Raw genomic sequence first — 12,789 nt, forward strand, 5'->3', positions numbered from 1 at the left:
CGGAGATGTCGTCTTCACCCACCACGTCTGCGACTCCTCGATCACACGGTCCAGGTCACCGGCAGCGTAGCAGGTCCCGCTCCCGCGTTCGACCGGCCGGTGTCCGCCGCTCACACGTGCACGGGCGTTCGGTGTCCTGTTCGTCAGGTTGTTGACACGTCGAGCAACCCATGCCATCGTCGTCACCGATTCAACAGGTGACGGCGCTCGATCCGGGCACTGTTCACACGTGTGAGCGAAGGAGCGCACTGACGATGGCAGGAAAGCCGAACCGGAGGGCCGAGGGCGCGCCGGTCGGGCGGCGGGCGATGCTCGGCATGCTCGGCGCGGGCGCCGCGGGGCTCGCCGCCGCGCCGTATCTCCAGCGCGGCTGGGAGGGATTCCTGGCCTCCGCCTCCCAGGCGGACGTCACGGGTCTGACCGGCCTGCTGCCCAACCCGGGCGGCTTCCGGTACTACAGCGTCGTCGGCTCGGTGCCGCACAAGGACGCGACGAACTACGAACTGCGGGTCGACGGCCTGGTGGACCGGCCGAAGGCCTACACCCTCGGCGATCTTCGCGCGATGCCGCAGACCCGGATCGTCCACGACGTGTTGTGCACGGACGGCTGGCGGGTGGACCGGACGCCCTTCGCGGGGGTCAGGCTCGCGGACCTCCTCGACGCCGCGGGCGTTCGCTCCCCGGGCGCCGCGGTCCGCTTCACCTGCTTCGACGGCGCCTATACCGAGAGCCTCACCTTGGAGCAGGCCCGCCGTCCGGACGTCCTGGTCGCGCTGGACATGCAGGACAAGCCCATCACCCACGCCCACGGCGGACCGGTGCGCCTCTACGTGGCACCCATGTACTTCTACAAGTCGGCCAAGTGGCTGTCCGGCGTCTCGGTCACCGACAAGGTCGTTCCCGGCTACTGGGAGGAGCGCGGCTATGCCGTCGACGGCTGGCTCGACGGCGAGGACCGGCACGCCGACGCGGCCTGACGCCGCGGGCCGGGTCCGCCGGTTCGGGGCCGCGCAGCGCCTCGTCCACCGGGCCACCGGCTACCTGATGCTGCTGTGCCTGGTCTCCGCCGCCTGCCTGTACATCGGCCCGCTGGCCCTGCTCGTCGGCCGCCGCCCACTGATGGTCACCGTCCACGAATGGTCCGGCATCTTCCTGCCGCTGCCCTTCCTGCTCGGACTGCTGTCCGCCGAGTTCCGCGCGGACCTGCGCAGGCTGAACCGCTTCGCGGTCTACGACCGTCAGTGGCTGCGGGCCGTCCGCAGGCGCCGCACGGCACCCGGGGCGCGCCCGGCCGGGAAGTTCAACGCGGGCCAGAAGCTCTACGCGGGCTGGCTCGCCGGCGCCGTGCTGACGATGACGTCCACCGGCCTGCTGATGTGGTGCACCGGACTGCTCCCCCTGATCTCGCGCACCAGCGCCATCTTCGTCCACGACCTCCTGGCCTGGGCGATCACGTTCGTCCTGATCGGGCACGCGCGCCGGGCCCTCGGGGATCCCGAGGCGAGGCTCGGCATGCGCACCGGCTACGTCAGCCGCTCCTGGGCGGAGACCCACCACCCCCGGTGGCTGGAGGAGGACGGCATGGATGTCGTGACCGACGAGTCGGACACCCGTCCGTCACCGCCTTGACCGGTGATAGCGTCGCGCTCGAACCTCCCGCTCATGTGCCGCGCACATGTGTGTGCCGCCACCGCCTGGCGCACACCTCTTTCTCGGATGGGAAACCCATGAGACGACTTCTGACCGTTCTCGCGGCCGGTGTGCCGCTGGCCGCGGCGGTGTATCTGCCGACCGCGTCCGCCGAGCCCCGGACCCCCGCGTCCGCTCCGCTCGACTGCGTGACGACCTCGGTGACGGCCCCGCCCGGCACCCGCGTCGAGTCCGTGACCGCGGTGCGCCAGGAGGGCGGCACCGTCCACGGCGGCGGCATTCTGGGCGGCACCGTCACCGGCGTGCCCGCGTACTGCGAGGTGACGGTCACCCTCACCCACCCGGGCGACGGCGACCACGCCGGAATCCGGACCTGGCTGCCCGTCACCGGCTGGAACGGCCGTCTCCAAGCGCTCGGCGGGACCGCCTTCGCGGCCGGGGACAACGGCACCGGCCTGGCCACCGCCGTCAAGAACGGCTACGCCGCGACCACCACCGACGCGGGCGTCGGCGATGTCCTCGACGTCGGCTGGGCCCTGAACGGCCAGGGCCGGGTCAACACCGCGCTGCTGAAGAACTTCGCCTCCCGCTCCCAGCACGAGGCGGCGGTCGTCGGCAAGGAGGTCGTCGACGCCGTCTATGGCAGGGCCGCCGCGTACTCCTACTTCACCGGCTGCTCCACCGGCGGACGCCAGGGCTACATGGAGGCCCAGCGCCACCCCGACGACTACGACGGCATTCTCGCCGACGCGCCCGCCGTCAACTGGGACCGCTACATACTCGCCACCCTGTGGCCGCAGGTCGTCATGAACAACGAGAAGACCTATGTGTCCGGCTGCGAGCTGAATGCCTTCACCGCGGCCGCCGTCAAGGCATGTGACACGCTCGACGGCGCGAGGGACGGCCTCGTCAACGACGCCTCCCGCTGTGACTTCGACCCGCGCCGGCTGATCGGCACGAAGGTGCTGTGCGAAGGCAGGGAGCTGACCGTCACCGCCGCCGACGCGGCCGTCGTCCGCAAGATCTGGGACGGCCCGCGGACCGCCTCCGGCAGGAAACTGTGGTCCGGCGTCCCGGTCGGGGCCGACCTGAAGGGTCTCGCGGGCACCGCGCCCGACGCCGACGGCAACCTCAAGGGCGTACCGTTCCAGGTGCCCGCCCACTGGACGGCGAGCTGGGTGGAGAAGGATCCGTCCTTCGACGTCTCGACCCTCACCTACAGCCGGTTCACCGAGCTGTTCCACCGGGCCGTGGCCGAGTACGGCCCCGTCATGGACACCGACGACCCGGACCTCTCCGCCTTCCGCGAGTCCGGCGGCAAGCTCCTGACCTGGCAGGGCCAGGCCGACCAGTACATCCCGCCGCAGGGCACCGTGGACTACCTCCGGCGCGTGGTGCGGGACATGGGCAGCGCCAAGAAGGTCGACGACTTCTACCGTCTCTTCCTCGCCCCGAACACCGACCACTGCGGCCTCGACGGCCAGGACGGCTCGGCCGACGGCCTCGCCGCCCTGACCGCCTGGGTCGAGCACGGCAAGGCACCCAGGACCCTGCCCGCCACGCTCGTCAACGCCGAGGGCAAGCGGCTCGAACGCGACCTGTGCGCCTACCCCGCGGTGTCCCGCTACCAGGGCCACGGCGACCCGGACCTGGCCACCAGCTTCCGCTGCGTCCTCCCCTCCCGGCACTGACGGCTCGGCGACCTGACGCCGTACCGCCCGGCACCGTCCCGGTCCGCGCCCCTCGACGCGGACCGGGACGTCGTCGTACGGCGGCCACCGTCAGGCCACGCGGTAGCGCACCGGGAGGGACAGCACGCCGCGGACGATCCCGGAGCCGATCCACCGCAACGAGTCCGCCGGGACGGCGAGTTCCAGTTCCGGGATCCGGGTGAGCAGGGTGCGCAGGGCGATCGTCGCCTCCAGGCGGGCGAGCGGGGCACCGAGGCAGTGGTGGATGCCGTGCCCGAAGGCCAGATGGCGGGCGCCCGGCCGGGTCACGTCCAGCACGGCCGGGTCGCCGCCGCCCGGCTGCGGGGCGTCGTGCCCGGCGGAGCCGAGAGCCACGGCGACCATGGAGCCCCGGGGGATCGCCACTCCGCCCAGTAGGAGGTCGCGCGCGGCGTAGCGGCTCGTGGAGCGTTCGACGGAGGGGTCGTAGCGCAGGAACTCCTCCACCGCGTCCGGCATCAGCTCGGGCCGCGCGCGCAACAGCTCCGGCTGGCCGGGGTGTCGCAGCAGGGCGAGCACCGCGTTGCCCAGCAGGTTCACCGTGGTCTCGTGACCCGCGACGACCAGCATCAGGGCCGTGCCCACCAGTTCCTCCTCGGAGAGCCGGCCGTCCTCCTCGTCGCGCACGGCGACCAGGGCGGACAGCAGGTCGTCCTGGGGGCGGCGGCGTTTGTCCGCGATCAGTTCGGTCAGCAGCGCGTGCAGCGCGGCCAGGGCCGGGCGGTGCTCGGGTGAGGCCACCTGGAGTGCCTGTCCCGCCCAGCGGCGGAAGTCGTGGTGGTGGCGGTGCGGGATGCCGAGGAGTCCGGCGATGACCGTGGCGGGCAGCGGAGCGTTGAAGGCCTCGACGAGGTCGAGTTCGCCCGACGGCGGCATCGCGTCGATCAGGCTGTGGGCGGTCTGCTCGACGCGCGGCGCCATTTCCGCCGTACGACGCGGGGTGAAGACGGCGGAGACGAGCCGGCGCAGCCGGGTGTGCTCGGGCGGATCCGCCTCCATCATCTGCGCGCCGAGGCCGACCGAGGGCCGGTGGAGGACGTACCCGGCGGCGGCCAGGGCCTCGGCGGCGGGGGTGGCGTCCTTGAGCAGGGCGGGGTGGGTCAGCGCCTCGCGGGCCAGGTCGTAGCCGACGATCACCCAGCCCTTCAGACCCAGGTGGAACTCGGCCGGGTGGATGGGGCCGAGCTCCCGCAGCCGGGAGAAGCGGGCGGGGGAGTCCGCCTTGAAGGCGTGGTCGATGACCACCCTGCCGTCCTGGTACGGACACCGCTCGTCGGAACTCATGGGGCCTCCCGTTCTCCGTTCTGACGGTCCGGCGGGTCAGGTCGTCATGGGGAGAACGAGCCGGAGCGCGCGCGGGTTCGGCGCGGGCCCGCGCACGGACATGCCGCAGGGGCACGCGCGGCCCGGCGCGTGCCCCTCGGGCGCGGTGGGACTCAGTTGTCGCTGTTGAAAAGGGTCAGTACCTGGAGCACTTCCAGGTAGATCCACACCAGGGTGGTGGTCAGCCCGAAGGCGGCCAGCCACGCCTCCTCACGAGGGGCGCCGTAGGCGACGGCGTCCTCGACCCGCCGGAAGTCGAGAGCGAGGAAGGCCGCGCCGAGCAGGACGCCGCCCACACCGAAGAGGATCCCGAGTCCGCCGCTGTGGAAGCCCAGGCCGTTGCCCGCACCGAAGGCGGAGAACAGCAGATCGGCGGCCAGCAGCAGGAGGAAACCGGTCGCGGCCGCGGCGACGAACCCGGCGAACCGCCGCGTGACGCGGATCCAGCGCATCCGGTAGGCGATCAGGACGCCCGCGGACACCGCGAAGGTGCCGAGCACGCCCTGCACGACCACACCCGGCGCGATGTACGTCGAGGTCGCGCTGGAGATGACGCCGAGGAAGACCCCCTCGAACGCCGCGTAGCCGAGGATCAGCGCCGGGGACGGCGTACGCCGCAGGCTCTGGACCAGCGACAGGACGAAGGCGACGACCGCGGCCCCCACGGCGAGACCGTAGGAGCGGCCGATGTCCGCCGCGTCGACGGGCAGCAGGATCCACGACAGCACCGCGGTGAGCACCACGGTGCCGAGCGTCGTCGCGGTGCGGACGACGACGTCGTCCATCGTGAGCGCGGTCGGGGCCGCGGCCGTCCGCGCGTCCGCGTCGGCCGCGGGGGCATAGGGGTTGGCCGGGTGGTCGTCGGCCGGCGGGCCGCCGACGGTGGCGCCCACCGGATGACGCGGGTGCGCGCCGGCGGGGGTGTCGTCACGGCCCGCGCCCCAGCGGGAGAAGACCGGGTTGCTGCTCTTCACGTCGTTCCTCCTCGTGTGCCGCGGACGCGGCCTGGGCAGAGCGTCGCCATCGGGTGCCCAGGGCACACGTGTGCCGGAGACCCCCCACCGGGCGGGCGAGGCAACCCTCTCGCGTCACCACTTTGACAGGTGACGCGAGTGGGGGCAAGCCATCCTCGGCCCGGATACGGTCGCGTTCATTCGCCCGGCACCCCCGGGCCGCCCGTCAGCCCCAGCAGGAACCCGTCCCAGTCCAGACCGTCCATCTCCGTCTCGGCCGAGGTGATCTGGTAGGTGGCGTCGAGCCACTCCGTCAGCTCCGCGGTGGGCAGCTCGAACAGTGCCTCCACCTCCCGCGATTCCAGCAGCAGCCAGGACGACGGCCGCTCACCGGGCAGGGTCGGCCACATCCGCACGTCGCCGCAGCCGCTCATCTCCGTCAGCCCGCGGTGCAAGAGCTCGCGGCCGATCCGCCAGCTCACACTGGGTCCGCGCTCCGCCAGGAACTCGACGGTGATCACCGCGGGCATGTCCGGGTCGAACCGGAACTCCGCCTGAACGGACTCACGGGAGAACTCGTCCAGCATCTGGTCGACGCCCAGCAGCAGCGACGGAACGTGCCGGGGCGCCGACCGGGCCCGCGGCGGTGACTGATCACGGTGCATGACAGGATTTCCCCTCAGTGGTACGAAGTCCGCGCCTCCCACTGTCCGCCGCGCGGCCGGGCCGCACATCGGTCACTTGACGGTCGAGCGGCGCGACTTCGCGCGGCAGTCGACGGGCCCTCCTCGGACGTGCCCCGGGGCCTGACGTAAGTCAACGCCGTACCAGGCGAATGGGACGACAGCTGTCAGGTCACGGGCGGCAGGTCGGGGCCCGTGGTGCCCAGTTGCTCGGCCGCCACCACGGGGGGCACCGGCCAGGTCACGCCCTTCGGCGGCCAGCTCTGCCCGGTCGCCCTGAGGAACTCGGCCGGCGGCTCGTACAGCGGCGGCTGGCTCCCGTCGGGGATCATCGAGGCCCAGCCGACGCCTTCGGTACGCTCGGCGAACTCCTGCTTCATCGCCTCCAGCCGCTCCGGCTGTTCGATCAGGTCGATGGCGCCGGCCGCGAGATAGCGGGCGGCGGACAGCAGCGCCTGGTGCCCGATGTTGGTGGCCGCCGTCGCGGTGGCGCCCCAGTTGTGGTTCGGGATGCCGGGCGGGTAGGCCGCGGACAGCAGTACGGCGGTCGGCGCCTGCCAGCTGACGTCGGCGGTGTCGGTGGCCAGTCCGCCGGTGTAGGCGGCGGCCGGGGGAGCGAGCGGCGTCAGCGAGGTCGGCATACCGGTCTCCGGCCGGCCCAGTGACTTCTGGATGCTCCTGGCCAGGGCGTGGTCGGCGTCGGTGAACCGAGGCGCGCCGATCTGCCGCATGTTGTCGTTGAGCAGCTCCGCTCCGGCCTTGCTGGCCAGCAGGTTCCACGTCGCCGAGTGGAACTTGTGCACCAGGCGGGTCTGGCTGGCCTGCGCGGCCGCCTTGGCGCACTCCACGATCTTGTCGTACAGCACCCTGGCGCGTGCCGGGCTGCCCTCGCGGACGAAGAACCAGATGGAGCACATGTCCGGAGTCACATTCGGGGCACCGCCGCCGTTGATGACGGCGTAGTGGAACCGTCCGGACGGGGCGACGTTCTTCTCCCGCAGGTACTCCGACATCGTCGCCATCAGCAGGGCGCCGTCCAGGCCGCTCTTGTTGCCGAGCGGGGTGCCGCCGTGACCGGAGGCGCCGAGAAAGGTGAACGTGGCCGAAATCAGCGCGCTGGTGGTGTTCCAGAACGGCACCGTGATGTTGAACGGGTGCCAGTCCAGGAAGGCGTCGAGACCGTCGTAGACGCCCTCCTTGACCGCGTAGGCCTTGCCGACGAGCTGTTCCTCGCCGGCGCTGCCGAACAGCTTGACCGTGGCCTTCAGGCCGTGGGCGCGGATCGCCCGCGCCACGGCTATGGCGGCCGCGGTGCCGCCCGCGCCGAGGCAGTTGTGGGCGTCGCCGTGGCCGGCGCCGTACGTGGGGCCGTAGGCGTCGTAGTGGTGCACCAGCGGGTCGTGGGTGCCCACGCCCTTCTTCTGCGACAGGCCGGGCAGGGCGTCGTACTCGGCGTTGAAACCGAGGACGGGCCCCTCGGTGCCGTACGTGGCGACGAAGGCGGTCGGGAAGCCGGCCGGGCCCCAGGTGACGGTGAAGCCGTTGTCCTGGAGCAGCCTGGCGTGGGCGAGGGAGGACTTCCACTCGCGCAGCGACAGCTCCGCGTACTGCCACACGCGGTCGCTCAGCCCGGTGACGGCGCCCTCGTTGGCGGTGATCCACTCGAGCGCGGTCTGCTTGGCCGCGGTGTTCTTCGCCAGCCCCGTGGGGGCGCGGTAGGTGGCGGGGTCGACCCCGGTCCGCTCGTCGTGGCCGAGGGTCGCGGCGAGCACCGGGTCGGCTTGGAGGACGGCCGCGGTGGTCGCGGTGGCGCTCAGTCCGAACATCTTCAGCAGGCGTCGACGGCCGGGGTGGAAGTCGTTCACGTCGGTTCGTCCTCGAGGTCGTGAGGGAAGGGCCGGACGGCCGGCTCCATGACATGTGTTCCTGGTGTGTCACCGAGGAGCATAGGTGTCTCCGCGGGAAGCCGGCGTCCTGTGGCCGGAAATGCTTCGCTCTCTCCCGGGTGACTCGCCTCGAAACGTACGGGCAGACGGTCACATGTGTTTTCGATCGCCCGTCCGGACCGTCCTCGGACCGGACGCGGCGCACAGGCTGCCGGTGCCTGTGCAGGTGTGCGGGAGCACCGTCCCGACCACCTGATTACAGCGATCTCTACGCGTCGGCGGAGCGGTGAGTCGGCCCCTCCGCCGGTCCGGCCGCGGTGCCCAGGGCGGTGGTGAAGAAGTCGGTGAGCTTCTCGACGGCGGGGTCGATGTACTCCCTCTTGTCGTAGAGGTCGACGTGGCCGGCGCCCGGGATCCGGTACAACTCCTTCGGGCCGGTGGCGCGTTGGTGTGCCTCCACGGCCATCCAGGCGGTGACGGCGCGCTCGCCGACGATCTGGAGCATCGGGCGGGGGCCGATCAGCGGGACCGCGAAGAAGGCGTCGTAGAAGGCCAGCCTGTCGATGCTCTCCCAGGCCAGGAACTTCGCGGACCTCTCGTGCCCGCCGCGCGCGGTGCAGTAGTACTCGAAGCCCTCGGCGCCGTGCTCACCGCCGAGCGCGCGCGCCTGCTCCGCCGTCTCCGGGAACATCGTCATCACGCCGGGGTCCTCGCCGCGGGCGGCGGCGGTACGGGCCCGGGCGGCGGCGTCCAGCAGGGACTGGAAGACGGCCGGGTCCTGGTCGCCCCCGGCGCCGAGGCGGAACTGGCGGGAGGGGTCGGCGGTGCACACGGTCGCCACGGCCGCGACCCGGTGGTCGCCGCCGGTCGCGGCCAGCGAGTAGCCGCCGGAGGCGCAGATGCCGAGCAGACCGATCCGCTCCGCGTCGACCTCCTCACGGGTGATCAGGTAGGACACCGCGGCCTTGAAGTCCTCCACGCGCTGCGCCGGGTCCTCCAGCCCGCGCGGCAGACCGCCCGACTCGCCCTGGTGGGCGGCGTCGAAGGCCAGGGTGACGAAGCCGCGTTCGGCCATCAGCCGCGCGTACGTGCCGGACGTCTGCTCCTTCACGCCCGTACCGGGGTGGCCGACGACCAGCGCCGGGCGCGGGCCCGCCGCCGGGGTGTCGGGGGTGTAGAGGTGGGCGGCTATGCGGATGCCGGCGCTGTCGTAGGCGACGGTGGTCCTGGCCATGGGAGCACTCCTGCGAAGAGGTGGACGGGGTGGTCGTGACAGTGCCGGGCGGCGCGCTCTCAGGGGGCGGCTGTCCGCCGGGCACGCATCCACCGTCCGTCAGCTCCCGCACGGGCGGAAGAGACAGGTTTCTGCCTGGGAAAGAACCTTCCCCCTTCAGGGCCGGGTGTGGCGCTCGTCATGCCGGGGCTCCACGACTCGACAAGAGGCCAGTGGACTCTTACGGTCGACCACATAAAGGTCCACTGGCCTCTTAGGCGCTGGTGCGGCAGACGCCCTCGACAGAAACCGAGGCACACCATGAGCAAGACCTGGCTGATCACCGGAAGCTCCCGCGGACTGGGCCGTACCCTCGCCGAGTCCGTCCTGGAGGCCGGCCACAACGTGGTCGCCACCGCCCGGCGCACCGAATCCCTCCACGTCCTCGCCGAGACGTACGGCGAGCGCGTGCGCCTGGTCACCCTGGACGTGACCGACGCCGCGGCGGCCCGGGACGCGGTGCGGGTCGCCGTCGAGGCGTTCGGCCGCCTGGACGTGGTCGTGAACAACGCGGGCTACGCCGACATGGCCGCCATCGAGGACATGTCCGAGCAGGCGTTCCGCGACCAGATCGAGGCCAACCTCTTCGGCGTCGTCAACGTCACCCGCGCCGCCCTGCCGGTCCTGCGCGAGCAGGGCTCGGGGCACGTCATCCAGATCTCCTCCGTCGGCGGACGCGTCGGCGTCCCGGGCCTGGGCGCCTACCAGGCGGCCAAGTGGGCGGTCGGCGGCTTCTCCGAGGTCCTCGCCCAGGAAGTCGCCCCGCTCGGCATCAAGGTCACCGTCGCCGAACCCGGCGGCATGCGCACCGACTGGGCAGGCTCCTCCATGAAGACCCCGCCGGTCAGCGCTCCCTACGAGGCTGTCGTCGGCGGAGCCATGGCCGCCATCCGCGGCGCCCACGGCAAGCAGCCCGGCGACCCCGAGCGCATCTCCCGGATCCTGCTGGACATCGCCGAGGCCGAGGAGCCGCCGCTGCGCCTGCTGCTGGGCAAGGACGCCGTCGCCGTCGCCCAGGCCATGGCCGAGCGGCTCGCCACCCAGGACGCCCGGTGGCGCGAGGTCAGCGAATCCGCCGCCGCCTGACCCGCCCTCCGGGGTCGTGCCGGTGCCCGCACCGGCGGGGCTTAGGGTTGCCGCGGGCGGCGCCGGGCGCGGGCCGCCGGCACGTTCCCCGAGGAAGCGACGATGACAGACCACCGGCCTACGGAATTCCAGCGCGCGCGCAGTGCCGAGCAGCGCGAGGTCCGCAAGCGGGCCATCCTGGACGCCGCCACCCAGCTCCTGGCGGAGATGCCCGTCAGCGACATCAGCCTGCGGGAGCTCAGCCGGCGGGTCGGCCTGTCGAAGACCAACGTGGTGCGCTACTTCGAGACGAGGGAAGCGGTCTTCTTCGAACTGCTCAACCGCAACCTCGCGCAGTGGATCGAGGAACTGCCCGCCGAACTGGCGCCCGCCGTGGCGTCCGGCGCGTCGGGGGGACCGGTGCCGTCCCAGGCGCTGATGGACGCCCTGGCCCGCTCCCTGACCCGGCGGACCCTGTTGTGCGAGCTGTTCAGCTCGCTGGGCCCCGAACTGGAGCGGAACATCTCCGCCGAGTCGGTGCGCGACTTCAAACTCGCCCACATCCGGCTGCTGGGCGACCTGGCGGACCTGCTACGGCATCACCTCCCCGAGCTGACCCCCGCGGGCGCCGTCGAACTGGTCTCGCTGACGGTGGTCTGCACGGCGGGGCTGTGGCCCTTCGCCCACCCGTCACCGGCCGTCGCCGAGGCCCAGCGGGACCCCGGACTCGCCCACACCCGGGTCGACTTCGCCGAGCGACTGGGCCGTACTCTGCATGTCGCCGTCACCGGCCTGCTGACCCTCGGGTGACGCGCACCGCACACCGCACCAGGTGACGGTCGCGACGCGCGGCGGCGCGGGACACTTGGTGTGCACGTGTTTGCGCCCTGCACTTCACACGTGTTTTTTCGGTGCCGGATGAACCTTTCCCGCCCCCGGTCTCGTTCCCTCCATGAGACGTGCCCGCACCATGGAGGCGAAGGTGAAGAAGGAAGACCTGTTCTCCCCGCAGGGGCATACGGCCCGTCACGAACCGCCGGAGCGTCCGCGACGCGGCCCCGTGCGGGACGCGGGCTCCCTGTTACGTTCCCCGCTCGGGCCCTATGTGCTGAACCGGCTGCCGGCCGGCCTGGCCGCCGTCGCCCAGGGCCGCAGCACGTATGAACAGCTCGCGGCGGAGCAGTGCCGCGTGCTGCGCGCGGCCGGCGCGGAGGACGGACCGCTCGCCACCGATCCGCCCTCCGCGCGCCTGGTCCAGCTCGACCTGCTGTTCATGCTCAACGGATACCTCCCGGCGGGCCCGACGGCCTTCCCGCGTCCGCTGCTGGCAGCCCTGGCGGCGCAGTGCGACCGGTATCCCTCGCTCGACCCGCACATGAGCTATGAACTCCTCATCGACGTCAACTGCGCCGAGTGGGAGAGCACCGGGCACATCAGGGTCTTCTCCGACGGCGACCTCGGCCTCCTGGAACGCGACTTCTACCTCGGGCACCATCTGGCGGAACCGGCGGCGCGCGGCGCCTTCGACCGCCTGGCCTCACTGGTGCTGGAGCCGGACGCCGTGGATCAGGCCGCCGCGCTGGAGGAGGCGCTGCGGGGCCTCGACGACTTCCGGCGGTACATGGCGCAGTACGGCAGGCTGCCCAGGGAGGCGTTCCAGGCGTTCCGCCGCTATCACATGAGCCATCCCAGCGGTGCCCGCGGCGCGAGCGGCGCGTTCATGCCGAGCGTGCAGCTGCTGGAACTGGCACTGCTGGCACCGACCCCGCTGTACGAGCTGTACCTCGACCAGTCCCTGGCGTACTTCCCGGCGTGGTCGCGGCCCGTCGTCTCCGAGTGGCGCGAGCGGTCCCGCGCCGGCGACAACGTCGTACAGGCGGTGCTCGACGGCCGTCTGAAACCCGACCGCCGCGCCGCCGTCGCGCTGCTCGGCGTGATCGACACGTTCGTGGACTTCCGCATGGTGCACCTGGGCGTCACCAGGAAGGCGATACCGGAGGCGTTCGAACCCTCCGCGAGGCCCACCCGGCGCGGCATCCTCGCCCAGGACGGCGAACGGGACTTCCTCGGGGGCGCCGGGCCGGGTGACGGCCGGGGCGACGAGCTGGGCACATCCGGCTTCAGCGTGCACAACGTCCTGACGAACGCCGTGCACCGGCTGCTGCGGGCACGCCGCCGCGTCGCCGAGACCCTCGGCCCCGTCACGGACTGACCGGCGAAAGGAAC

The 12,789-nt window shown here is 72.1% G+C and carries 11 protein-coding genes; 6 read left to right on the forward strand and 5 right to left on the reverse strand.

Going from position 1 to position 12,789, the window contains the following annotated elements:
• Positions 1-254 precede the first annotated feature (254 nt).
• From HB370_RS39855 to HB370_RS39865, 3 genes are all read left to right on the forward strand, one after another.
• A complete protein-coding gene (locus HB370_RS39855) occupies positions 255-977 on the forward strand; it encodes a molybdopterin-dependent oxidoreductase (RefSeq protein ID WP_244405900.1) in 723 nt (240 codons plus the stop codon).
• The gene (locus HB370_RS39860; protein WP_167513155.1) at positions 925-1,629 is read left to right on the forward strand and encodes a cytochrome b/b6 domain-containing protein; all 705 of its coding nucleotides are present in this window, start codon (positions 925-927) and stop codon (positions 1,627-1,629) included. The genes HB370_RS39855 and HB370_RS39860 overlap by 53 nt, the downstream gene beginning before the upstream one ends.
• 98 nt (positions 1,630-1,727) lie before the next feature.
• Positions 1,728-3,341, forward strand: a complete 1,614-nt coding sequence (locus HB370_RS39865) for a tannase/feruloyl esterase family alpha/beta hydrolase (RefSeq protein ID WP_167513156.1) — start codon at positions 1,728-1,730, stop codon at positions 3,339-3,341.
• 90 nt (positions 3,342-3,431) lie between these two features.
• On the opposite strand, the gene HB370_RS39870 is transcribed toward HB370_RS39865, so the two are convergent.
• From HB370_RS39870 to HB370_RS39890, 5 genes are all read right to left on the reverse strand, one after another.
• Positions 3,432-4,664, reverse strand: coding sequence for a cytochrome P450 (locus HB370_RS39870; RefSeq protein ID WP_167513157.1), 1,233 nt, complete (start codon positions 4,662-4,664; stop codon positions 3,432-3,434).
• A 152-nt stretch (positions 4,665-4,816) separates the two neighbouring features.
• Positions 4,817-5,677 carry a Bax inhibitor-1/YccA family protein gene (locus HB370_RS39875; RefSeq protein ID WP_167513158.1) on the reverse strand — a complete coding sequence of 287 codons (861 nt, stop codon included), beginning with the start codon at positions 5,675-5,677 and terminating at the stop codon, positions 4,817-4,819.
• Positions 5,678-5,853: 176 nt separating this feature from the next.
• Complete coding sequence (locus HB370_RS39880) at positions 5,854-6,321, reverse strand: SsgA family sporulation/cell division regulator (protein WP_167513159.1); 468 nt, start codon at positions 6,319-6,321, stop codon at positions 5,854-5,856.
• Positions 6,322-6,506: 185 nt separating this feature from the next.
• Positions 6,507-8,204: a peptidase dimerization domain-containing protein gene (locus HB370_RS39885; protein WP_167513160.1), complete on the reverse strand. Its 1,698-nt coding sequence runs from the start codon at positions 8,202-8,204 to the stop codon at positions 6,507-6,509.
• Between the two features lie 289 nt (positions 8,205-8,493).
• Positions 8,494-9,459: an alpha/beta hydrolase gene (locus HB370_RS39890; protein WP_167513161.1), complete on the reverse strand. Its 966-nt coding sequence runs from the start codon at positions 9,457-9,459 to the stop codon at positions 8,494-8,496.
• A 300-nt stretch (positions 9,460-9,759) separates the two neighbouring features.
• On the opposite strand from HB370_RS39890, the gene HB370_RS39895 reads away from it, so the two are divergent.
• The 3 genes from HB370_RS39895 to HB370_RS39905 all read left to right on the forward strand — a co-directional run bounded on the left by HB370_RS39895 (position 9,760) and on the right by HB370_RS39905 (position 12,775).
• A complete protein-coding gene (locus tag HB370_RS39895) occupies positions 9,760-10,584 on the forward strand; it encodes an oxidoreductase (RefSeq protein WP_167513162.1) in 825 nt (274 codons plus the stop codon).
• Between the two features lie 102 nt (positions 10,585-10,686).
• Complete coding sequence (locus HB370_RS39900) at positions 10,687-11,373, forward strand: TetR family transcriptional regulator (RefSeq protein WP_167513163.1); 687 nt, start codon at positions 10,687-10,689, stop codon at positions 11,371-11,373.
• A gap of 142 nt (positions 11,374-11,515) precedes the next feature.
• Positions 11,516-12,775 (forward strand): hypothetical protein, encoded by a 1,260-nt coding sequence (locus HB370_RS39905; protein WP_167513164.1) that lies wholly within the window; start codon positions 11,516-11,518, stop codon positions 12,773-12,775.
• Positions 12,776-12,789: the final 14 nt, after the last annotated feature.

The organism is Streptomyces sp. DSM 40868 (assembly GCF_011820545.1).
In the GTDB taxonomy this organism is placed as follows: Bacteria; Actinomycetota; Actinomycetes; order Streptomycetales; family Streptomycetaceae; genus Streptomyces; species Streptomyces eurythermus.